Annotated in this window: 17 protein-coding genes and 1 CRISPR repeat array; of the genes, 9 read left to right on the top strand and 8 right to left on the bottom strand. The window is 45.2% G+C overall.

Translation table 11 applies throughout. The features are described from left to right. Positions 1–146: 146 nt before the first annotated feature. On the top strand, positions 147–401 hold the full coding sequence (gene nqrM, locus AZ602_RS05945; RefSeq protein ID WP_078318350.1) for a (Na+)-NQR maturation NqrM: 255 nt from the start codon (positions 147–149) through the stop codon (positions 399–401). Positions 402–454: 53 nt separating this feature from the next. Here the strand turns inward: nqrM and rlmB are convergent, their stop codons facing one another. The 3 genes from rlmB to hemC are packed head-to-tail and all read right to left on the bottom strand — an operon-like array spanning position 455 to position 3,084. Beyond that, positions 455–1,312, bottom strand: a complete 858-nt coding sequence (gene rlmB / locus AZ602_RS05940; RefSeq protein WP_103034144.1) for a 23S rRNA (guanosine(2251)-2'-O)-methyltransferase RlmB — start codon at positions 1,310–1,312, stop codon at positions 455–457. A 3-nt stretch (positions 1,313–1,315) separates the two neighbouring features. Beyond that, positions 1,316–2,113, bottom strand: a complete 798-nt coding sequence (locus tag AZ602_RS05935) for a uroporphyrinogen-III synthase (protein WP_103034143.1) — start codon at positions 2,111–2,113, stop codon at positions 1,316–1,318. Between the two features lie 5 nt (positions 2,114–2,118). Beyond that, a complete protein-coding gene (hemC, locus tag AZ602_RS05930; RefSeq protein ID WP_103034142.1) occupies positions 2,119–3,084 on the bottom strand; it encodes a hydroxymethylbilane synthase in 966 nt (321 codons plus the stop codon). A gap of 151 nt (positions 3,085–3,235) precedes the next feature. Here hemC and argH point away from each other — a divergent pair, with 151 nt between their 5' ends. Beyond that, a complete protein-coding gene (gene argH, locus AZ602_RS05925; protein ID WP_103034141.1) occupies positions 3,236–4,618 on the top strand; it encodes an argininosuccinate lyase in 1,383 nt (460 codons plus the stop codon). A gap of 174 nt (positions 4,619–4,792) precedes the next feature. Here argH and AZ602_RS10135 read toward each other — a convergent pair whose 3' ends face one another. Then, positions 4,793–5,362 (bottom strand): DNA-binding transcriptional regulator, encoded by a 570-nt coding sequence (locus AZ602_RS10135; protein ID WP_199174096.1) that lies wholly within the window; start codon positions 5,360–5,362, stop codon positions 4,793–4,795. A 254-nt stretch (positions 5,363–5,616) separates the two neighbouring features. Further along, positions 5,617–6,216: a helix-turn-helix domain-containing protein gene (locus AZ602_RS05915; RefSeq protein ID WP_103034140.1), complete on the bottom strand. Its 600-nt coding sequence runs from the start codon at positions 6,214–6,216 to the stop codon at positions 5,617–5,619. Between the two features lie 192 nt (positions 6,217–6,408). After that, a CRISPR array of direct repeats spans positions 6,409–11,663; the repeat unit is 28 nt; unit sequence TTTCTAAGCGACCTGTGCGGTCGTGAAG. A 285-nt stretch (positions 11,664–11,948) separates the two neighbouring features. On the opposite strand from AZ602_RS05915, the gene cas1f reads away from it, so the two are divergent. The 7 genes from cas1f (at position 11,949) to AZ602_RS05880 (ending at position 20,813) form a co-directional block, all read left to right on the top strand. After that, complete coding sequence (gene cas1f, locus AZ602_RS05910; protein WP_103034139.1) at positions 11,949–12,902, top strand: type I-F CRISPR-associated endonuclease Cas1f; 954 nt, start codon at positions 11,949–11,951, stop codon at positions 12,900–12,902. A 1-nt stretch (position 12,903) separates the two neighbouring features. Continuing rightward, entirely contained in the window at positions 12,904–16,314 is a 3,411-nt protein-coding gene (gene cas3f / locus AZ602_RS05905) for a type I-F CRISPR-associated helicase Cas3f (RefSeq protein ID WP_103034138.1), read from the top strand. A 58-nt stretch (positions 16,315–16,372) separates the two neighbouring features. Further along, positions 16,373–17,743 (top strand): type I-F CRISPR-associated protein Csy1, encoded by a 1,371-nt coding sequence (csy1, locus tag AZ602_RS05900; protein WP_103034137.1) that lies wholly within the window; start codon positions 16,373–16,375, stop codon positions 17,741–17,743. Next, the gene (gene csy2 / locus AZ602_RS05895; RefSeq protein WP_103034136.1) at positions 17,740–18,675 is read left to right on the top strand and encodes a type I-F CRISPR-associated protein Csy2; all 936 of its coding nucleotides are present in this window, start codon (positions 17,740–17,742) and stop codon (positions 18,673–18,675) included. Before csy1 ends, csy2 begins: the two co-directional genes overlap by 4 nt. Before the next feature lie 32 nt (positions 18,676–18,707). After that, on the top strand, positions 18,708–19,712 hold the full coding sequence (gene csy3 / locus AZ602_RS05890; protein WP_103034135.1) for a type I-F CRISPR-associated protein Csy3: 1,005 nt from the start codon (positions 18,708–18,710) through the stop codon (positions 19,710–19,712). Continuing rightward, the gene (gene cas6f / locus AZ602_RS05885) at positions 19,712–20,305 is read left to right on the top strand and encodes a type I-F CRISPR-associated endoribonuclease Cas6/Csy4 (RefSeq protein WP_103034134.1); all 594 of its coding nucleotides are present in this window, start codon (positions 19,712–19,714) and stop codon (positions 20,303–20,305) included. The genes csy3 and cas6f overlap by 1 nt, the downstream gene beginning before the upstream one ends. A gap of 139 nt (positions 20,306–20,444) precedes the next feature. Then, positions 20,445–20,813, top strand: a complete 369-nt coding sequence (locus AZ602_RS05880; protein ID WP_103034133.1) for a hypothetical protein — start codon at positions 20,445–20,447, stop codon at positions 20,811–20,813. An 89-nt stretch (positions 20,814–20,902) separates the two neighbouring features. On the opposite strand, the gene mpl is transcribed toward AZ602_RS05880, so the two are convergent. From mpl to gshA, 3 genes are read right to left on the bottom strand one after another with little or no spacing between them, the layout of a single operon-like run. Continuing rightward, positions 20,903–22,279 (bottom strand): UDP-N-acetylmuramate:L-alanyl-gamma-D-glutamyl-meso-diaminopimelate ligase, encoded by a 1,377-nt coding sequence (gene mpl / locus AZ602_RS05875; protein ID WP_103034132.1) that lies wholly within the window; start codon positions 22,277–22,279, stop codon positions 20,903–20,905. A gap of 46 nt (positions 22,280–22,325) precedes the next feature. Then, on the bottom strand, positions 22,326–22,832 hold the full coding sequence (locus AZ602_RS05870; RefSeq protein WP_103034131.1) for a disulfide bond formation protein B: 507 nt from the start codon (positions 22,830–22,832) through the stop codon (positions 22,326–22,328). Between the two features lie 12 nt (positions 22,833–22,844). Next, entirely contained in the window at positions 22,845–24,401 is a 1,557-nt protein-coding gene (gene gshA, locus AZ602_RS05865) for a glutamate--cysteine ligase (protein WP_103034130.1), read from the bottom strand. Positions 24,402–24,470: the final 69 nt, after the last annotated feature.

The following is a 24,470-nucleotide window of genomic DNA, read 5'->3' as shown; positions in this document are numbered from 1 at the left end:
GCGATGGGCCATTTTTTTTATAAAAATCATACAAAAACCCAAGATGGCAGCACCAAAAACCGCCATCACTTCGCATAAAAATGCTATAATAGAGGAAGTGTGCTGTCATTAACAGCGTTTAGATTGATAGTTAAAAGGATAAGACAATGAGCGACATCATTAGCCAATTCATCCCCATTTTTGCGGTGACTTTTGGGGTGTTTATCTTATTTTTCTTATTCATGGGCGTCGGCTACATGGTCAAAAAACAACCACTCAAAGGCTCATGCGGCGGCGTTGCCAATTTGATGGGCGATGAGTACTGCCAATTTTGTGGCAATGACCCGAACAAATGCGAAAACCAAGCCAAGCTCGATGCCGACACCAAGGCCAAAGCCGAAAGCTTGTCAAAGCCTGCTTGATATTCATCAAAAAACCAGCACTATGCTGGTTTTTTATTTGCGCTGAGAATTGTTTAACTGCTGTGCCGCTGTCTGGCCACTTCATACAGCATCATCCCTGTGGCGACACTGACATTGAGACTTTGGGGTCGATCGGGCGTATCTGCCATCGGAATATATACCAAAGTGTCGCACAACTCTTGGGTAAGCCTGCGCATGCCATCACCCTCCGAACCCATGACGATGGCCACTTTTCCCGAAAAATCACAGACAAAAGCAGGCTTTGCGGTCGCATCGAGCGCGGTACCAAATACAAAAACGCCAGCCTGTTTGAGCCTTTGTAGGGTGCGCGCAAGGTTGGTCACTGACACGACATTGATGACCTCAGACGCGCCCACCGATACTTTGGCAACGGTTGGGGTCATCGGTGCCGATTGATGACGCGGCAAAATCACAGCATCGACGCCCATCGCACACGCTGAGCGCAGGCAGGCACCCAGATTATGCGCATCCGTGATCTGATCAAGCACCAAAAACAGCGCATCAGGCTTGGCTGCCATCGCATCAAGCAGTGCCTCATCAGCCATCGGTGTGGCGCGAGCAGCGGCAACGACACCTTGATGCTGATGGCTGTCACACAGCTCAGCGAGCCGCTCTTTATGTGCAATCTGGATGCTGATGCCAAAGGCATGCGCCGCATCGGCAATCTGTCGATGCTCAGAACTCATCTGGCCATCGTCACGCGCTTGGATAAACAGACTAAGCACATCCTCTGGGCGGCGCTTAAGCAGCATGGTGACAGCGTGGATGCCATAAAAATGGGGGTTTTTTGGTTTGGTGGATTTGGCTTTATCAAATCGCGCATCTTTGGCTTTGGCGTGGCTTTTTGAGGCTGATTTGGTGGCAGCTGATTTTGGTTTGTTTGGTTTCATAGATTATCTGTCAGGTTGGATGAATAAGGCTTGATGATCTGTGTCAAAAGTTTGGGCGGCATCGATGGCGCGACCGATCGCCTGTGTGGATAAATCATCAATCATGCTGATGATGGCGGTTGGCTCATGCGTACGGATGATACGGGCGAGTCGCTCACCCAGTGCCAAATAGTGATATCTCGTCTTTGCGTGCGGTAGGCTCGCCCATGCCTGATACGCCATCTCACTACTGATGATGACATGGGCATGGCTAGGCAGGGTGGGCAAGATAGCGGTAAAGTTATCCAACAAATCTTGCGGTGTCGCCCGCTCATACCACTCGATGGCATCGATGTGTACGCCCTTTGCCGTCAGTGTGTCATGCAACAGTCGTCGCCCACCAATCCCACGCCAAATCAGCACCCGGTCATGTGTGGTCAGACTTTTAATTTGGGGTGTGGCAAGCATCCCTTTGTTGTTGGCAGTCTGTGGCAGGATAACATCAAAGCCATATGCTTGCATCACTTGGGCAGTGGCTGTGCCGACAGCGATGATGGGGGTGTTTGGCAATGTTGGTACATCCACCTGATGTGTGCGTAGATAGCCCAAGGCTCGCCGTGCTGATTCGACACTGGTGATGACCAAGGCATCATACGCCCCTTGACAAAACTGCATCATCATCGCCTGCTCACACTCACTAATCGATAGTGAGCAAATCTCAAGTAGTGGCAAGTCCACCACCGTCACACCCGTCATCTGGCGGATGGCATCGCCCCGATGGGTGGGGCGGGTGTTGATGAGTATTGGCAAAGGGGCTGGCATGGTGATTAGGCGTGATCAGCGGATTGATACACTTCTTTTAAAATCACATCCGCACCTTGGGCAAGTAGCTCACGAGCGATTTGTTCGCCGAGTGCTTCCACCGCTGTGATATTGGCAGTGACATCATCGCCTAGGGTGATGGTATTTTCGGCTTTTAATAACACCTTGCCATCGACAGAGCCAACACGCCCACGCAGTCGTAGCGTACTACCATCAATGGTTGCAAAGCCTGCGATTGGCACTTGACAGCCGCCTTCAAGCGTACGGTTCATCGCGCGTTCTGCCATCACGCACAGGGCGGTGTTGGTGTCATTGAGCGGCGCTAAGAGCGATAAAATCTTGGCATCATCAGCTCGGCACTCGATGGCAAGCGCTCCTTGACCCACTGCAGGCAACGACAGTGACTCATCCAGCTCATGACGGATGCGAGCATCGAGCCCTAGTCGCTGAAGTCCGCTTGTAGCTAGGATAATGGCATCATACTCACCAGCATCCAGCTTGGCCAGGCGAGTGCCGACATTGCCACGCAGGCTTTTGATGGTCAAATCAGGACGAGCTTGGCGAAGCTGACATTCACGGCGTAGGCTGGATGTGCCGAGCACCGCACCCTTTGGCAGCTCATCAAGGTGTGCAAACTGATTTGAGACAAAAGCATCACTCGGTGCATGACGCTTGCAATACGCCCCAAGCGTCAAGCCTTCGGGCAGCACCATCGGCACATCTTTGAGCGAGTGCACGGCAATATCGGCACGCCCATCGTACAAAGCCTGCTCAAGCTCTTTGACAAATAGACCCTTGCCACCAATCTTGGCAAGTGGCGTGTCTAAGATTTTATCACCACGAGTCACCATCTCAAGCAGGGTGACACTCATCTGTGGATACAGACGCTCAAGAGCATCTTTGATAAAATTAGCTTGCCATAGTGCCAATGGGCTTTGGCGAGTGGCGATGGTGAGTGTGCGAGTGGTCATGGGCTTATCCAAAATTCCAAAAAATAATTCAATAACGCTATTATAAAACCTTTGGGATATAAAAGCCATGCCACACACGGATAATTGATGAATGCGATGGCGAAGATGTGTTATACTTTGGCTAATATTTAAGTCAATCCAAGGATTTATCATGAGTGAACAAACTTCAAGTATGTGGGGCGGTCGTTTTAGTGAAGCGACCGACAGTTTTGTCGCCGAATTTACCGCATCGGTGAATTTTGACAAACGCATGGCAAAACAAGACATTCAAGGCTCTATCGCTCACGCCACCATGCTTGGTCGCTGTGGCATCATCACTATGGATGAAAGCCAAATCATCGTCGATGGACTCAAGCAAGTTCAAGCTGAGATTGACAGCGGCAGCTTTGTGTGGTCGGTGGCACTTGAAGATGTGCATATGAATGTCGAGAGCCGTCTGACTGCCATCGTCGGTGATATTGGCAAAAAACTGCACACGGGCCGCAGCCGCAACGACCAAGTCGCGACCGACATTCGTCTATGGCTACGCGATGAGACTGATAATATCTTGGCACTACTAAAACGCTTGCAGTCAGGACTGCTGGATTTGGCGGAGAAACACACGACCACCATCATGCCAGGCTTTACCCATTTGCAGACCGCACAGCCTGTGAGCTTTGGTCATCATGTGATGGCGTGGTTTGAGATGCTGACCCGTGATAGTGAACGCTTTGCCGACACTCGCAAGCGCATTAACCAAATGCCACTTGGCAGTGCAGCACTGGCAGGTACGACTTATCCAATTGACCGAACGATTACTGCTGAACTCTTGGGCTTTGAAGGTATTTGCCAAAATTCGCTAGACGCTGTCTCTGACCGTGATTTTGCCATTGAATTTACTGCCAATGCGTCTATTTTGATGATGCATTTATCTCGCATGAGCGAAGAGATTATCCTATGGATGAGTGCACAGTTTGGCTTTGTGGTGGTGCCTGATCGCTTCTGCACAGGCTCATCCATCATGCCACAAAAGAAAAATCCTGATGTGCCAGAGCTTGTGCGTGGTAAGGCGGCTCGTGTGTTTGGTCAGCTGACTACTTTACTTTCACTCATGAAAAATCAGCCGCTGGCGTACAACAAAGACAACCAAGAAGACAAAGAGCCACTGTTTGACTGCGTGGATACCTTGACAGGCTCACTGCTTGCCTTTGCTGATATGCTGCCAAATCTTGTGCCAAATAGCGACAATATGCGTGCGGCCACCATGAAAGGCTATGCCACAGCGACTGATTTGGCGGATTATCTGGTCAAAAAAGGCTTGCCGTTTCGTGATGCGCATGAAGTGGTCGGCAAAGCAGTGGCACTGGGTGTGGCAAAAGGCGTGGATTTAAGTGAGCTTAGCCTTGCTGAGCTACAAAGCTTTAGTGACTTAATTCATGATGATGTCTTTGAGTGCTTGACGCTAGAAGGCTCGCTAAACGCCCGTGATCATATCGGTGGTACAGCGCCCAATCAAGTCAAAGCGGCGATTGCTCGTGGTCGTGAGCGGATCTAAGTTTGGTTTGATATAGAAATGAAAACCGTCATATGTGAGTGTGGCGGTTTGTTTTTTTAAAGGGTTGTGTGGGTGTGAAAGACCAAAAAAAAAGGGGGGCTGCTAAGTTTTTAAATAACAATCAAGCGACGGTTTTAGATGTATTTGTTATATTAATTTTAAATAAATAAATTTTTAAAAATCTTGCATTTTTTGCCACTTGGCATCAGGCATCTCCTGATCCCCGCTTTCCCACCGCGCCACTTGGCGAAAGCCAGATTTCAGCCCAAATTTTTCGGCAAGCTGGGTTTGGGTCAAGCCAAGCTTTTTACGCAGTGCGGCGATATTCTCTGGTGATTTGATCATAGCAACCGTGTCGGACAGCAAAAGCTTAATCACTACCATTAATTCGTCATTGTGCATCTGCACAAAATGGCGGTCATCGCTTGGTCTGATCCAGCCGTCTATGCGACTGTTTGATAGCTTAAGCTCGCTTGTTTTGATTTTGTCTTTTAGATCCTTAATATTGATGCCAAGCGTCTGCATGGCTTGGCAAAGCACATCATTAGCGCTAAATACATCATTGCTATCACGCAGCATCATGTGCGGTGCTTTGGCGCTAAGCACGCTCTCATCTTGCACTAGCTCGACTTTTTTGGGCTTGTTGACATAGTCACGGCAGACAGCTCGATAATTGGCGTATGCAGTAGCTTTGTCATTGATCACTTGGCTTGTCGCGCCATCGATGATGATTTTATAAGTCATAATTTTCGCAAATTTAAAGGTTTGTAATAGTGTAGCATAAAAGATCATTTTAAACTGAACCCAAAAGCCATACAGCCTTTGAAGGTTGTCAGCAAACTATTTTTGAACAACTTCTAGGGGTGTTAACTGGTATTATGTAAGTGATCGTTGCACAAGTACAGACAGCGTAGTGATCGCGTTTGCGATGCCTGTAGAAGCAATGACGATCACACGATAATATTTGTTTTTTTGTAGTTTCAAAGTTTCAGCCATCACTATCTGTGATTTTTTTGAAAAAAATCCAAAAAAATTTGCCACTTTTTGCTCGGCATATCTTGCTCGCCATTTTCGCATCGCCTTACTTGTCGATTGCCAGCCACGCCCACGATGTCAGCGACTTGTTGCTGAGTCAGCCCCAATTGCGATCTCATGCTTTTTAGGCCTTGTGCGGTAAAGCCAAGATTTGCCCGCTGTGATTTTGCTTGCGCGTATTGTGCCAAAATTGGCATCAGATACTCAAGCTCATCATTGTACATCTGTACAAATCGGCGGTTATCCTTGGGATAAAACCAGCCATCAATACGACTGTTTGACAGCTCAAGCTCACTATCTTTAATCAGCGATTTGACTTCTGGAAAACTTAAATCCAGCGTCTTAACGAGCGTCATCAAGACATCATTCACCGCGGCACTGTCGGGATGCTCCAGCAGCATTAGACCGCTTGGCTTTTGGTGCAACAATTCGGCATCGCTATATAGTTGCACATGATTCGGCTTATTTTCAAAAAGCCTGGCTGTCGCACGATACAAAGACCATGCGACAGTTGATTTGTCGGTTTGTTTGACAGTATTGCCGTTGATTTTAATGCTGTACATATGCGTGGCCAAAAATGATTTAGCTTGATTGTAGCACAAAGTGTGATAGCTTTGTGCGCTGATGCTAACTCAATTGTTGACTTGTGGCACTAATCAAATCTGTTGGAATGGCTGACACATCATTGATTTTGGTTTGACGGCTTGTCATTTACAGACTGAAGTAGATGCTATCAAAAAGCCGATGCTTAATAGGGTCTAAGCGACCTGTGCGGTCGTGAAGTAGCAAGTCAGCTACAAGCTGATGTCATGCAATTTCTAAGCGACCTGTGCGGTCGTGAAGCTTTGGGGTTTTGCGCCTCTGGTACATACAAATTTCTAAGCGACCTGTGCGGTCGTGAAGAGTATATGACTGAGCTGATGTACCAAGATACATTTCTAAGCGACCTGTGCGGTCGTGAAGTCGACCGCTGTTATCACCATTATTCGGCATCTTTTCTAAGCGACCTGTGCGGTCGTGAAGTGACAATATCGAGATCTTGGGACAATATTGGTTTTCTAAGCGACCTGTGCGGTCGTGAAGTCGGTGGTGCTGGCTGTAGCACTTGCACATTGTTTCTAAGCGACCTGTGCGGTCGTGAAGTGCCAAGTCATGAAACTGTGCCTTTTTGGCAGTTTCTAAGCGACCTGTGCGGTCGTGAAGTGGCCTATCCATCGGCTATAGCCTTGATAAATTTTCTAAGCGACCTGTGCGGTCGTGAAGATAAAAACCGTGCCAACGCCCTCAATCTCGGTTTTCTAAGCGACCTGTGCGGTCGTGAAGGAATATCAATTTTGGCAAACCACCAACCATGATTTCTAAGCGACCTGTGCGGTCGTGAAGAGACAGCTGACGGTCAAAGATTTGCGCGCCTATTTCTAAGCGACCTGTGCGGTCGTGAAGCAATGCGACAATGCTGCTTAATGATGTCTAGTTTTCTAAGCGACCTGTGCGGTCGTGAAGTTCATCTTTGATGTTCGCCAGCACGCCAATGTTTTCTAAGCGACCTGTGCGGTCGTGAAGAGCTTTAATGCGTTTTGTGATGAGCTGATACATTTCTAAGCGACCTGTGCGGTCGTGAAGGGCTATGACAAGCACGGCAATCCTTTTGATAATTTCTAAGCGACCTGTGCGGTCGTGAAGACTCTCCCCAGTTAGCATGTGCGACATCCACATTTCTAAGCGACCTGTGCGGTCGTGAAGAAGAAGTTCAGAGAATTATTAACACCGAATTTTTTCTAAGCGACCTGTGCGGTCGTGAAGTGCGGTTAGTTGTTTCATCGTAAAATCTCCTTTTTCTAAGCGACCTGTGCGGTCGTGAAGTGTGTCGTGCTTTTGACCGATTGGCGGTGATTTTTCTAAGCGACCTGTGCGGTCGTGAAGGATAGGCGTAAGCGTCGTTTTTCGTTTTGCATTTTCTAAGCGACCTGTGCGGTCGTGAAGCTGTTTTTGATAAGTCCAAGATGGCATCTTGTTTTCTAAGCGACCTGTGCGGTCGTGAAGGGGGATGTGTGCGTGCTATGCTGGGTGAGTGATTTCTAAGCGACCTGTGCGGTCGTGAAGGTTTGGATATTGCATCTTTTGCTGATGATTTATTTCTAAGCGACCTGTGCGGTCGTGAAGAATCCAATTATACCATCTGACTTGTCTTTAATTTTCTAAGCGACCTGTGCGGTCGTGAAGTGGGTGAACTATTTTAATGCTGACATTAGCAATTTCTAAGCGACCTGTGCGGTCGTGAAGGAATTGATTAATGGCGTAACCCAAGAAGTGTTTTTCTAAGCGACCTGTGCGGTCGTGAAGGAAAATTGGGCAAAGTTTATATCAGAGTTTAATTTCTAAGCGACCTGTGCGGTCGTGAAGTGGGTATTGCTGAAATGCTGATTTTAGAGTATTTTCTAAGCGACCTGTGCGGTCGTGAAGAGTAGATGGAGAGTTCTTTACTATCGATGGTATTTCTAAGCGACCTGTGCGGTCGTGAAGTTTATTATGAAAAAGTTTAAAGCTGGCGATAATTTCTAAGCGACCTGTGCGGTCGTGAAGATAGGGATATTTTAAAGCATTTACACGATTTATTTCTAAGCGACCTGTGCGGTCGTGAAGTCAATGAAGACCTTTCTAATGTTGTAGATATTTTTCTAAGCGACCTGTGCGGTCGTGAAGATCAGCAACCAATGCAACAAGCACCGCAACAATTTCTAAGCGACCTGTGCGGTCGTGAAGCGCTTAAAGTCTAGCATGATGATGGTAATGCATTTCTAAGCGACCTGTGCGGTCGTGAAGTTTCTTTTACTTGGCGTTCAGTGAAAGACAAATTTCTAAGCGACCTGTGCGGTCGTGAAGCAATCCACACACGCAAATGGCAAGACAATCAATTTCTAAGCGACCTGTGCGGTCGTGAAGGTAAAAAATTGGTATCTGATTTGGCAGCTGTATTTCTAAGCGACCTGTGCGGTCGTGAAGGGATTTGCCAGTTGCACAAGAGAATAAAAGCTTTTCTAAGCGACCTGTGCGGTCGTGAAGTGTGGCGTGAATTAAACTATTAACAGTAGAACATTTCTAAGCGACCTGTGCGGTCGTGAAGATCTTGATGCGACAGAGAGCCGTTACAGTCACTTTCTAAGCGACCTGTGCGGTCGTGAAGCTCACCGCTCCACCACGCCTGCAAATGACGATTTTCTAAGCGACCTGTGCGGTCGTGAAGGCTTTTGCCCTTGTACTGGTCTAGCTTTCGATTTTCTAAGCGACCTGTGCGGTCGTGAAGGATACAAGGTGCTAAAGTCAATGCAAGATGATTTTCTAAGCGACCTGTGCGGTCGTGAAGATTTGGGATTTGCCTACATTGTACCTTACAAATTTCTAAGCGACCTGTGCGGTCGTGAAGATGAACATCCAAGCGCTCGGCAATTTCGCTTTTTTCTAAGCGACCTGTGCGGTCGTGAAGACATTGACCGATGAAGAAAAAGAGATTTTGCATTTCTAAGCGACCTGTGCGGTCGTGAAGTGGACTTCATCGTCAAATCTGCACAAGTGTTCTTTCTAAGCGACCTGTGCGGTCGTGAAGATAACTATGTGAAAAAACTGGTCAACCATATTTTTCTAAGCGACCTGTGCGGTCGTGAAGATATTTACGCCATGCTTAAACGCTCTTTTATGTTTCTAAGCGACCTGTGCGGTCGTGAAGATGTTCATGAATTCTTCCCTATCGCAGTAGATTTTCTAAGCGACCTGTGCGGTCGTGAAGTCCAAGTTTGGCGAAGAGATGCCAAAAAATTTTTTCTAAGCGACCTGTGCGGTCGTGAAGGGCTCTACAACACCCTTACACGCTCTCACTTTTTTCTAAGCGACCTGTGCGGTCGTGAAGATGCGCTCGCTATATAGGCTCATTTGATAAGTTTTCTAAGCGACCTGTGCGGTCGTGAAGAATTATTCGCCTGATGTATTCTATAAACCACATTTCTAAGCGACCTGTGCGGTCGTGAAGGATAAGTCTAAAATTACATCTTTTGGCACTAGTTTCTAAGCGACCTGTGCGGTCGTGAAGTGGGTTAAGCAAATCAGCGATGCAACAGGGCATTTCTAAGCGACCTGTGCGGTCGTGAAGGTGGCTCAATGCAATTTCCGCTTGAGTATCATTTTCTAAGCGACCTGTGCGGTCGTGAAGCTGCTCCCTGTTCAGGCTCTTTGTAAATGTGCTTTCTAAGCGACCTGTGCGGTCGTGAAGTCTAGGGCATCTTTTGCAAAGTCGCTGAGCTTTTTCTAAGCGACCTGTGCGGTCGTGAAGAAAATAAATTTGGCAACCAAATTGGCATTGAGTTTTCTAAGCGACCTGTGCGGTCGTGAAGATAGACTGCGTGTATCAGTGATGGCATCCATACTTTCTAAGCGACCTGTGCGGTCGTGAAGTCGGCGGCGGTATCGGCAACCAAATCTTGGCATTTCTAAGCGACCTGTGCGGTCGTGAAGTCGCTTTTGCTTTTGGTTTTTAAGCTCGATTATTTCTAAGCGACCTGTGCGGTCGTGAAGTTACAGACAGCTCAGCTATGGGCAGTTGCATTTTTCTAAGCGACCTGTGCGGTCGTGAAGATGGCTAAAAAGAAACGCAATAAGCCACGCAATTTCTAAGCGACCTGTGCGGTCGTGAAGGCAAATCGCCTATATGCTGGCGGTGTGCCATCTTTCTAAGCGACCTGTGCGGTCGTGAAGTGAATTTCAATTCATGCGCCACTATTTTAATTTTTCTAAGCGACCTGTGCGGTCGTGAAGGTAACGATGGTAACGGTGATGGTAACACTATTTTTCTAAGCGACCTGTGCGGTCGTGAAGTAAAACACAATTATTATCTTTTGCGATTTGTTTTTCTAAGCGACCTGTGCGGTCGTGAAGGCCCATGAGATCGATTTGGTCGATGTCTCAATTTTCTAAGCGACCTGTGCGGTCGTGAAGTGTATATCGAAGGCTCAATCCACACACGCAAATTTTCTAAGCGACCTGTGCGGTCGTGAAGTATGCCTTTGCTTATTTATGGGCTTTTGGCATTTTTCTAAGCGACCTGTGCGGTCGTGAAGTCATTGTAATGGGATAAACAAAACCCCAAACGTTTCTAAGCGACCTGTGCGGTCGTGAAGTGGCAGAAATTGCACAGCAGTACCTGCGTAAATTTCTAAGCGACCTGTGCGGTCGTGAAGGGGTTGCGTATCGTTGCTCTTGCTGTTGCATTTTTCTAAGCGACCTGTGCGGTCGTGAAGAAATCCGAGCTAACCAAATGCAAATGCTAGGCTTTCTAAGCGACCTGTGCGGTCGTGAAGATCTTGCCAAGGGCTCGCAAGTATTTATTAGCTTTCTAAGCGACCTGTGCGGTCGTGAAGCCTTGTAAAAATTGGTGTAAAATTCCGCTTTTTTTCTAAGCGACCTGTGCGGTCGTGAAGTCCACCACTGCCAAGGGCGTGGTAGAAAAACTTTTCTAAGCGACCTGTGCGGTCGTGAAGGCTGACCGCCTAGCATTTGCATTTGGTTAGCTCTTTCTAAGCGACCTGTGCGGTCGTGAAGATCGCTTATTTTCAGCTGCTAAATGGCTATGATTTCTAAGCGACCTGTGCGGTCGTGAAGCGAAAAAAGCACAGCTGGGCAAATCGACAGACTTTCTAAGCGACCTGTGCGGTCGTGAAGTTTATTAATTTTAGCTTGTTTGCTGATAAAGTTTTCTAAGCGACCTGTGCGGTCGTGAAGCCTTTGCAATCTTGCCGTTTTTGTCAAAAATCTTTCTAAGCGACCTGTGCGGTCGTGAAGGATAACTATGTAAAAAAATTGGTTAATCAAATTTTTCTAAGCGACCTGTGCGGTCGTGAAGGGTTGGCATCCACTTTAGCGTTAGGCATTTGCTTTCTAAGCGACCTGTGCGGTCGTGAAGAATCGTGTACTAGAACCTTTCCAAACGATTAATTTCTAAGCGACCTGTGCGGTCGTGAAGAGTAATTATAACCGAAAAAATTAAGAAATAACAGTCATTTATGATGGATTGACCCTTTTTACCCAATCAAAATTTGACTAGTTATAACTTATTGATTTTATTAAGTTTTTAAATAGTTGAAAAAATAAAGGTTTTTTTACATCCATCATCATTTGACGGCAAATTTAGTATAGCATAAGTGATGTGGCAGATGAAAAATGTAAGCTTATCATTTGATCACATCATCGCTTGACAGGCTACAATGAGTGTGATTAAATTAAATTCATCATCAAGGAAATTGACGCCATGGATACGCTCAAACCCAAGGATCTCAAAGCGATTTTGCACTCAAAACGCGCCAATATCTTTTACCTAGAACATTGCCGTGTGATGCAAAAAGACGGTCGTGTGCTGTATCTGACCGAAACCAAATACGAAAATCATTATTATAATATCCCCATCGCCAACACCACCTGCATTTTGCTTGGCACAGGGACATCCATCACCCAAGCCGCCATGCGAATGCTTGCCAGCGCGGGTGTTTTGGTCGGATTTTGTGGGGGCGGGGCGACGCCATTATTTTCAGGCTCAGAAATTGAATGGCTCAATCCACAAAGTGAATATCGCCCGACTGAATATGTCCAAGGCTGGCTGTCATTTTGGTTTGATGATGCCAAGCGACTCACCATCGCCAAAGAATTTCAATACAAACGCATTGAATTTATTCAAAAAATTTGGTCAAAAGACAGGCAGCTACAAGAAGCAGGCTTTCATGTTGATGACTCTGACATTGTCGCAGCTTATACTTTCTTTAAAAATAAAATCCCCACGATCAGCACGGTCAATGAGCTGCTGCTCACCGAAGCAAATATGACCAAACAGCTCTACAAAGCTGCCGCCACACGCTGTCAGATCTCGTTTGAGCGCAATTTTGATGCAGGCGATCTTGCCAATAATTTTTTAAATCACGGAAACTACCTAGCTTATGGCCTCGGGGCGACGACGCTTTGGGTGCTAGGCATTCCGCATGGGTTTGCGGTGATGCACGGTAAGACTCGGCGAGGGGCATTGGTGTTTGATGTCGCGGATTTGGTGAAAGATGCGATTGTGCTGCCGTGGGCATTTGTGTGTGCCAAAGAAGAGTTTAGCGAACAAGAGTTTCGGCAAAAAATCTTGCAAAAATTCACCGAGCATAAGGCGCTTGATTTTATGTTCGAACAAGTGAAATTGGCGTCTCAGTTTTTTAAACAAGGGAAATAAAATGATTGTTACCTTTATTTCTCAATGTGAAAAAAAGGCACTCCCACGCACTCGGCGAGTATTAGATGCGTTTGCCAATCGGATTGGCGATAATACTTGGCAAACGGTCATCACCGAAGACGGTTTGGCAATGGTCAAGAAATTGCTATCTGCCACCGCCAGTAAAAGTACTGCGGTGAGTTGCTATCGTTTTCATACGCGTAAACATAGTGAACTTTTGTGGATTGTGGGCAATCGCCATAAGTTTAATGAATGGGGCTGGGTGCCTGTCAATCGCACCAAACGTAATATTTTGCATAGTGAGTGGCAAAATGATTGGCAATATATCAGTGCCATTCAAATTATGGCGACTTTATCAGCGTTATTGCATGATTTGGGAAAATCAACGCTTGGCTTTCAACATAAATTAACGCAAGGTAGCACACAGGGCGACCCGTATCGTCATGAATGGATTTCTTTAAAAATGCTGTTGTGGCTAACAAAGGATTGTCAAACAGATACAGCATGGTTAGAACGGTTTGTAGAAATTGATGATTGGTTGGCAAAACAAAAATCATCATTAACTCGTTATTTGCAAACGGATAAATTGGATTTTGCGGATTTGTCCAAATTACCGCCATTGGGCGGGTGGCTTTCTTGGTTGATTGTCAGCCATCATCGTTTACCGCCTTTGACGGATGTGTTTTTCGGTCATAAAGAGCGTCATCAATTTCAATATCACCCGACATCACGATTGTATTTTGAGCGGTCTTTAAGCAAAGTTTATGCTGAATTAAAAGCCCATAATTATTGGGTCAGAAATCCTAAAACATTGGATACTGGCGGCAGGCAGCTCAAAGATTTTTGGCAATTTGAAGAGCGCGTGATTGACAGTAAATCTTGGCAAGGTAGTGTCAAACGCTGGGCAAGAAAAGCCTTACAAGACCCGACACTACAAGCATTATCAGCAAAAAATCAGCCTGTTGATAATGCTATTTTGCTCTATTTATCAAGACTGTGTTTGATGGTTGGCGACCACAATTATTCATCATTAAAAGATAATGATGCTCGCCGTGTAGCAACCCAATCTGCACTTACCCTATTAGCCAATACCGACCGCAACACCCGAAAACCCAAGCAATATTTAGATGAACATTTGCTTGGGGTGGCGTCATTTACTGCACATTTTGCACGCCATTTGCCAATTATTAGCGAGCAATTACCCACACTCATCAAACATCGTCCATTAAGTAAAAATACCGATATTGACCGATTTGCTTGGCAAAATCATGCTTTTAAAATGGCAAAAAATGTACAAGCCGATAGTGATACACACGGCTTTTTTGGGATCAATATGGCATCTACGGGCTGTGGCAAAACGATTTGTAATGCCCGTATTATGTATGCGTTATCTGATGAGAAAAAAGGAGCAAGATTTACCATTGCGTTGGGACTTAGGGTTTTGACCTTACAAACAGGATTAAGTTTACGCAAAGATTTGCATTTAAATGACGAACAACTGGCAATTTTGGTGGGCGGTAGTCAAGTGCGTCAATTATTTGCGATTAATCAACAAGAACAGGCATTAGAGCAGAACACAGACGACCAATCAAGCACCACATGGGGTAGTGAATCGGCAGATGAACTGGTCGATGGGATTGTGGATTTTACCCCCAATTTCCATGCGTTAGATGAACTCAATATTGATACCTTGCTTGGCGAGCGTAAGGCACGAGATTTGTTATTTTCGCCTGTGGTTACTTGCACCATTGACCATTTAATGCAGGCGAGCGAATGCAAACGGGGCGGTGGATATATTGCTCCGATACTTCGCTTGTTAAGTAGCGATTTGATTTTAGATGAGCCTGATGATTTTGACCATCATGATTTGCCTGCATTGGCACGACTGGTGCATTTGGCAGGAATGTTTGGCTCAAAAGTGTTGCTTTCATCGGCAACACTGCCGCCCGATTTGATGACAGGATTATTTGAAAGCTATCTAGCAGGACGAAAATTATTTAATCAAAGTCAAAATAAACCTACACCACAGGTGGTGTGTGCGTGGTTTGATGAGCAAAAAAATGGTACGACCATTGCCCATTGTAGCGATACACAAAATTTTAATGAACATCATCAAACCTTTGTGCAAAAACGTGTGAAATTCTTGCACGAACAGCCCATTCGCCGTAAAGCAACCATTTTGCCTGTTGAGATTGCATATCATCAAGACAAAAAAGCCCAATTTTATACAGATTTGGGGCAAAAAATCATTGATGGTGCAATGGCATTGCATCAATCTTATCATACAGTCAATGAAAAAACAGGGCAATCCATGAGTATTGGCTTGGTTCGGATTGCTAATATCAAACAATTGGTACGGCTTGCATTTTATCTAAAAAATGCTCAAGTGGATAAGGATACACATATTCATGTGGCGTGTTATCACGCTCGGCAGTTATTGGTTTTGCGAAATCAGTTGGAATACGTATTAGATAAAGTCTTAAAACGCAATGAATATGATGAACAGGCGATTTTTGAGCATGAAGAAATCCGTCAGGCGATGGCTAAAAGCCCTGCAAAACATCATATTTTCATGGTATTGGCAACGCCTGTGGCAGAAGTGGGACGAGACCATGATTATGATTGGGCGATTGTTGAGCCAAGCTCCATGCGGTCAATCATTCAGCTTGCGGGGCGAGTATGGCGACATCGTCCTAAAAAACAGGCAATGAATAGCAATATCTTGATATTCAATCATAATATCCGTTATTTACAGTATCATGGCAAGCAGTTGGTTTTTACAAAACCAGGGTTTGAAACCGAGAAATATAAGCTTACAAAACATGATATGACTACGCTGATTGACAATAATACCTTAAATCAAATTGACGCTCGTCCACGCATTTGGACACAAGAAATCAAAGATAAGCCTGAAACATTGGCACAGTTAGAACATGGCTTGATGAACCATTTATTTCATCAAGACAAAACCAATTATGTCAATGCCTATTGGCGAGAAGTCGGCTCATCCAATCGGATACATACGCACCTGCAACAAGTATCGCCATTTCGCCATAGCGATGAGCAACAACAAGAATGGGTGCTTATTCCCAAGCAACTCACAGAAGAGCATGACGATGGCTTTTGTGTGTATGCCGTAGAAGATATTCAAAAAAATGGGTTAAGACATGCCAATACACAAAATGCTTATATTCAGACCATGAATTTTGATTATGAGCATTCACAAATCAGCACTTGGCTTGTGGGCAATGTATATGATGAATTGCAACAGTTACAAACGCATTTGCCTGAACAAAGTTTATCGTATCTGGCAATCCAATTTAGCCGAGTGATGTTACCAAGCGGACAAGGGTATGATAAATGGTATTTTTGCCCATTTTTGGGTATTGTGGCGGAGCGGTTAAGTGCCTAGCTATTGCTTTTAAAATATGATTTAATATGAAATTATAGAAATTAAGGAAGTTTTCGTGATGATAACAAACGACCTTGCTCAAATGGCAGTCAGTAGATTTTTAGAGCAACAGATTGACGCTAAGTCAGAAAAATTGCAAAAACAACTGATGAAAGCCCAAGAAGATGGCAATCATGCTGTCATAACAGAATGTCAGGCTCAAATTGACGAAATCAAACAGAAGTTTGAACGTACACATTGGCTAGATGTTGCTGTAAATAGCATGGCAAAACAGCTTAAATTTGGTACGCACATTTCCAAAGGCATTCACCCTGATGCCAAAGGTGATAATGTCAATTTTGTCCCCAAACAACAACGACCTAATACCTTGGTGGGCACACATAATCTTGCCAATCCTGCATTAGATGCTAATGGCAACGCAGCAGCCCTACCATTGGCATCATTTTTTGATTTTGATGTCGGGCAAGGCGTCAAAGTGCGTGATTTGATTTTGGCTGATAATGAGCAATTTATCGCGTCTTTGTCTGATGATAAAGAGACAGCAAGTTATTATCACGCCTGCTTTAAACAAGTCTTACAAAGCACAATGGAAAATCCAACAACCCATGAACGCAACAAGCAAATGCTTTGGACAGTCAATGATAATACAGCCAATCATTTAGATGAACTGCAATATATCAACATTATTCCGTTATATCCATCTGCTTTGTCTTATGAAGTTTACTTAAAAATTAATCAGTTAAGATATTCTGATGAAAATAAAAAAGCATTAGAAAATCGTTTTAAACTCAATGCCACGCATACACCATATGTCAGCATGAAAGATTTAGCGACCGTACAATTAGGTGGTTCAAAACCACAAAATATTAGCCAGTTGATGAGCCGACAAGGTGGTCGCAATTATTTATTGCCATCATTACCGCCGAAAATTGCACAAAGCCGTGAATTTGCGTTATCTAAATTTGCAGAAAATTTCTTTCATAGCAAAACTTTAAAATATCATATTCGTGATGATTTTGAATATGTCATTCAAGTGGTGAAAGATGCCAGAAACAATGTAGATGTGCGTGATAAACGCAAAGATGCAATAGACCGTATGTTGCATACCATTTTTGCCATTGCACATACATTGCAAGAAAAGTCCGCAGGTTGGTCAAAAGATTATGCTTTGCCACGCTCGCAAAAAATATGGTTAGACCCTTACCGTGCAGATTTGGACGACGAAGAAGAATTTGCCCAGCACAAAGATAAAAATGAATGGCAAAAAGAGATTTTGGAAGACTTTGCGTCATGGTTTAATAATGAGCTGAGAGAGCAATGCCAAAATTTAAAATATGATATTGCTGATGCAGAATTTATAGAGTGGAAACGAGAAATTGAAGATATGCAAGGGCATTATCAGCGTATGGGCAAGGGGGTGTTTTTATGAATGAAAAAATTCCAGTTGGTTACATCTATTTTCACAAAGTGGTGATTTGTGATGCCAATGCTATTTCTAGCCCTTTAACTTTTGGCTTTCCTGCAGTAACAGGCTTTACAGGTGCATTTCACGCTTTATCTCGCACCATGATGGCAGATGTCAGATTTGCTGATTTGGCATTGGGCGGTGTGTTGCTTGCGTGTTATGACTGTACGCCTAAAACCTATCGCACCAGTAAATACCGTGATTACACGTTTAATCAAACCCGAAATCCGCTTAAAAAAGATGGCAGTACAGCATCTATTGTGGAAGAAGGTAAATGTAATTTGGTGATGAGTTTTGCTCTAGAAGTATTGGCAAATGACCTAATTTCTGAACAACTAAGTCAGGAATTAACCCAATTTTTATCGCAAGCGATTTTCAAACAGCGAATTGCAGGCGGTAGTGTGATGGGCATTGCCAAAACAGACCCTGTACGATATTTTGATTTTGAAAAAATACAAGAACTTGTACCATTATTAATGCCTGCATTTGTATTGATGGACGCAAGTGTCGAGTTTAGCGAGTTGATTGCCCAAGCGCAAAGTCAAAACCCTAAAACGACACCGCTTGATGTGCTGTTAGATGTTTGCACACTACATCATATTCCTGAATTGGATATTGATGGCAATACCAAATGGCATACCCAGTCTATTAAAACAGGATATGGTTGGCTTGTCCCCATGCCGATGGGCTATCAAGCAATTAGTGAGCAGTTTGACGCAGGCAAAATGGCAAATGTGCGTAATCCTGAATATCCAAGCCAATATGTAGAAGCCGTTTATGGTTTGGGTAAATGGGTGTATCCACACCATTTAAAAGATAACATTGAAACCGCATTTTGGCGGCAACAGTATGATGAAACTGGACTGTATTTACTAACGCAAGCGACATCATCATAAATATTTTTAATGAAATTTAAGGAGTTTGTTTTATGAGCAAATTAACAACTGCAAGTGTATTGGCGTTTGAACGCAATTTGGACATTTCTGATGGTTTTATGGCACAAAAAAATAGCCAAGATGAAAAAAGCGTGGCGACTCCTGTGCGTATTCAAGAAAAATCCATTCGTGGCACAATCAGCAACCGTTTGAAAAATAGCATTACTGCTGACCCTGCCAAATTAGATGCCGAAATTGAAAAAGCCAATTTACAAAAAGTGGATTCAGCGTCTTTATTGGAAGAAAATGATACATTGATTGTATCATGGACGTGCAAAGTATTGCCTTTTGATGGCAAGCCAAATGTGTGTAATGACCAAGCCTATCAAAGCAAATTATTGGCAACAGTACAAGATTATTTACAAGAACACGGCGTTAAAGAATTGGCACATCGTTATGCGACTAATATTGCCAATGCTCGTTGGTTATGGCGTAACCGTGTGGGTGCAGAAAAAATTACGGTATTTGTAACGTGTAAAATTGCAGATAAAGAACACACTTTAATCTTTGATGCGAAAAACATTTCGGTACACGATTTTGCAACTAAAAATGATGAATTGGCCACTTTGGCAAATTGGATTGAACAGGGTTTAACCAATCAAGCTTTTGTGATTTTGAATATTAAAGCCGAAGCGATTGTCGGGTTTGGTCAAGAAGTGTATCCGTCACAAGAATTGATTTTGGATACAGGTAAAACCAAAAGCAAAGAGTTATACAAAATCAATGATAAAGCGGGTATGCATTCACAAAAAATTGGCAATGCCATTCGCACTATTGATACATGGTATCCAGATGCACAGTTTCCGATTGCGATTGAGCCATATGGTGCAGTAACGACCATGGGTACAGCTTTTCGTCAACCTAAACAAAAACAAGATTTCTACAGCTTATTTGATGGTTGGGTGTTGAAAGATGAAAAACCAAGCGTCGAAAATCAACATTATGTGATTGCAGTATTGATTCGTGGCGGTGTGTTTGGTGCAAGTGGGAAAGAATAATGCAATTTTATCAAGAAATCACCTTATTGCCTGATGTAGAGCTTAGTCCATATTTTTTATGGACTAAGGTTTACACCCAACTTCATCTTGCCTTTGTTGAACAGCAAGATGATGATGGCAAAATCGCCTACGGTGTCTCATTTCCGCAGTACCGCCTAAATGCCGATAAGCAAATTGGCTTTTTGGGGTTTAAAGTGCGTATTTTTGCACAAACAGAGCAGGCGTTGCAGACATTAAACCTCACAAAATGGCTGGAGCGGCTCACCGACTATGTGCATATGACCAGTATTCGTGCTGTGCCTCAAGATAAAATTACAGGTTTTTCACAGTATTACCGAGTAATTCCAAAAATGCCTTTGGATGAGCGTATCAGCCATCAGGCGGCTCGCCATGGTGTATCGCTAGAGGCAGCTGCCGAGCATCTAAAAGGCTATCAGACCCAAGCGACCATTGAGCCATTTATTCGTATGCCAAGCCAAAGCACAGGACATGACTTTGCCCTACGCATCGGCAAAAAGCCTACCGATGGCATTGGCGATGGCAAATTTGGCACCTATGGACTTGGTCGCAGTGCAGGCGTGCCTGAGTTCTAAGTCCATGATGTGCATTGATTGAGACTTGAAGGTCCACCTTCGAAAGGTGTAAACTTGAGCGCCGATTTAAGTCCAACTTTACCAATGGGTAAATAAACGATAGGTCTGCTGGCCTATCGTTTGTTTTGGAGTATTTAATATGCTGTTTATGCTGATGACAGCGCTAACGCCTATCGTTTTGATGGTGTTGCATCATCGATACACCCATGATTCTTTGCCGACATGGGCGCTGTTTTTGGTATGTGTATTTGCCACTTGGCTTGTCATTCAGCTTGGCGTGTGGATTGTTGAGATGCAGCGCGAAGCGCATTTAGCCAGCTTTGATTTGAATGGGGATGGGCTGTTTAGTGGTGATGAGCTGACCGCAGAACAGCATATGGCGATGATGGCAACAGCAAATGATACCGCTCAAGCACTTGCACCGGTGACGGGTGCGATTTTTGCAGTCGTGTATGTTGGTGGACTACTGATTGTGCGTCAGCTGATTCGGTTGATCAAAAATGTATAAAAAATGGTGGCGATGGCTAATGATCACCACCAATATAACCTGCTGATACCTAAATAAGCCGATTATTTGATGAGCTTAAAGACAATGATTTAAGCCAACGCATCCACAATTTTACCATGAATGCCTTCAAAGCCACCGTTTGACATGATAATGATGGCATCGCCTGCTTGAGCATGGGTTTGGATATGAGAGATGATACCATCAATGCTATCAAGCACCAGCTGATTTTTTGCATCGCCAATCGCATCCACCAAGCCCCAAGTCAGACCCTTTGGTTCATACCAAATCACCTGATCGGCAAGTGATGCTGATGGTGCTAAGCTGTCGCGATGACTGCCCAGTTTCATCGTATTTGAGCGGGGCTCAATGATCGCCCAGATACGGCGGCCTGCTAGACGTTTTTTGGCACCATCTAGCGTGGTCGTGATGGCGGTCGGATGATGGGCAAAATCATCAAAAACCAAGATATCACCCACATCACCGATCAGCTCCATGCGGCGTTTGATACCACCAAAAGCCGATAGTGCCGCACATGCAGCTTCGACACTCACGCCGATGTGATGAGCGGCAGCGATGGCGACCAGGCCATTATTGACATTGTGTAGGCCGCTCATACCCCAATGCACTTCACCACTCTCATCACCAAAACGCACACCAAACACTGAGCCATCCGCTTTCATCAGCGTTGCCTGCCAGTCGGCATCAGCGTCGATAGCGGTGCGTAGCACAGGTGTCCATACACCTTTGGCTAGTGTCTGTTCTAGGCTGTCGGTATCAGATGGCATGATGATCTGCCCTGAGCTTGGGATCATGCGAATCATATGGTGAAACTGTGTCTGAATGGCGTCTAGATTGGCAAAAATATCCGCATGATCGTATTCAAGATTGTTCAAAATCGCTGTCGTTGGGCGATAATGCACGAACTTAGAACGCTTATCAAAAAATGCCGAATCATACTCATCCGCTTCGATGACAAAATACTGCTCGCCCAAGTGGCTAGAATGGGCAAAAGCACGCTGTAGGCGCTCATCTTCGGTAGCAACCAATGGCACGCCACCAATCAAAAAGCCAGTATCAATCCCAGCGTGCTGCAAAATCCATGACAGCATGGTCGTGGTCGTGGTCTTGCCATGCGTACCTGCGACAGCAAGCACATGGCGATTTTTTAGCACTTGTTCATAAAGAAATTGTGGGCCAGATGTATAAGGCAAGTGCTGATCGAGCATATACTCTACCGCTTCCATGCCGCGCTTACAGGCATTGCCCACCACCACAAGATCAGGGGCAGGGTTTAGATGCTCAGCTTTGTACCCTTCCCAAATCTCCACACCAGCGTCCTGTAGTTGTGTGCTCATCGGAGGGTAGATGTTGGTATCTGAGCCAGTGACAGTATGACCCAGATCACGAGCCAGTAGGGCAAGCGATCCCATGAATGTGCCACAGATACCAAGAATATGAATGTGCATAATTGACCTTTAAAAAATATAAAACTGCAATATCGGTGTGGTTAAATTAGGGTTGGTTTTTTAAGATTTTTTTCAAAATAAACCCTTGTACCACCAAAGCAAAGACAAACATAATCAGCGCTTGAGCGGGGATGGATAGCCCAAGTACCGTCCAGTCGATGATGGTGCAGTCGCCAGGGGCTGCCAGTACTTTTGAGAAGACATCACCCATCGGCATGGTCTCAAGCATATAGTTGAGACCTGGGCCGCATTCGACCATCTCCATGGATGGGAAATAGTGAATCCAGGTATGGCGAGCGGCGACGCCAAGCCCCCACAGCGTGCCTGCCATACCACCGAGCCAAAATAGCAGACGCAATGTTTTGCCTTTTGGGTTAAAGATGGCTGCCAAAAACGCAAACACGCCCAAAATCCACAAGCCAATCCGCTGAAAGATGCATAGCGGACAGGGGTCAAGGAACAAATAATTTTGTAGATAAGCAATGACAAATACACTGACCACGACCGCCATGACGATCAGTAGGGCATTTAGGGTGCGATAACTTAGGTTCATGAGGCGCTCCAGTTAGCGATAAGCTTGTACATAATCATAAAAATCGACGGTATCTGCCGCTTCTAGGCGTGCTTGTTCGGCGACGGATTCGGCGGCGATGGCATCAAATTTGGCTTCATCTTCACGGCTTAACGCATGGCGTGATAGCTCGGCTTGATGCTTTTGCGCCAGTAGCTTGCCCAGCGCCCATGTGCCACCTGCTCGGCGTGAGTCGGCTTCGATTTGGGCTGACAAAGTAAAGTCAGGATTGGTGGCCTTGCCTTGCATCATCGCCAGTGCAGTGCGATAGTCATTGCCACCGTGATGCGCATCAAAGGCATCGGCGATGATTTGCATCTGAGTCAGATGATGGACGATCCACTCATGCAGGCAAGCATCGCCAGTCTCTGTACTGATGCTGATGCCATGCTTGCGACCGTGATTGACGACGGTTTCGATGTTTTTATTGAGCTGTTTTTCTTCATCTGGCAAGAGTGCAGGCGAGTCTGTGAGAAGGCAATACAACGCCAAGACTTCCAAAAAGCACGCCGTCGGCACGCTGATGCCGATATCGACATAGGGATCCAAATCGATCGCACGAAATTCCACATAAGCAATGCCGCGCGCTGCCAGCGCTGCCGTTGGTGTCTCGCCAGATTTGGTGGCTTGTTTTGGTCGGATGGGGCTGTAGTATTCGTTTTCGATTTGTAGAATGTGGCTATTAATCTGAATTGGGTTGCCGTTTTCATCATCGACGCCGATGGCCTCAAAGTCCTTAAACGGCGTACCAATCGCCTTACGCAGTCCTGCGATATATTCATCCAGATCATTATAGCGAATATCTAGATCTTCTTGGACGCTGTTGGTGTAGCCAAGCTTACCCATGCGTAGGCTGGTACCATTTGGCTGATAATAGCTGCAAGTCTCGCCAAGCTGCATCAGATGATGCGCACGACCACTCAAAAATGTCCCACAGACAGCAGGGCTGGCACCGAGTAGATATAGCACCAGTGGCGTTAGGCGTTTAAAGTTACGAATCAGTGCCAGATATTTGGCGTTTTTAAAGCTTGCCAAATCCTTGGTATCACCATCGGCAGCATGCCATGCCGTGAATAGGTCATCCCCGATGGATAAATTATAATGTAAGCCAGCAATTGTCTGCATCTTGCGACCATAACGCACGCCAAGCCCTGAGCGATATAGGGTTTTGAGCTTGCCGATATTGGATGTGCCATAGTCTGCCAGCGGGATGTCGCTGTCGGTATCGGACGACATACATGGCATCGACATCGGCCACATCAGCTCATTATTCTCCAGCGAGCGATGTACCAGCACATGTAGATCGCGAAGCATATCCAAAGCTTCTTTGATCGATGGCTTGGGATCGGTGATGAGCTCAAGCAGATTTTCGGAATAATCAGTGGTGATGTACGGATGGGTCAACTTTGAGCCAAGCTTGGTCGGGTGAAAGGTCTTGGCAGAATAGCCATCTGGCTGCATGCGTAGGCCTTCTTTTTCGATGCCGCGTTGCATCCCTGAGACCAGATGCGGGACAAACCAAGTAGGTAGGGTGAAGCTTGAGTGCGTCATGGTGTGATTCTTATATGGTGGTTGCTTGTTAATTAATGCTTGTTATTATAAAGACAAGCAAACCGCTTG

Source organism: Moraxella sp. RCAD0137 (assembly GCF_002894025.1).
In the GTDB taxonomy this organism is placed as follows: domain Bacteria; phylum Pseudomonadota; class Gammaproteobacteria; order Pseudomonadales; family Moraxellaceae; genus Moraxella; species Moraxella porci.
This window is presented reverse-complemented; position numbering and strand designations above follow the sequence as displayed.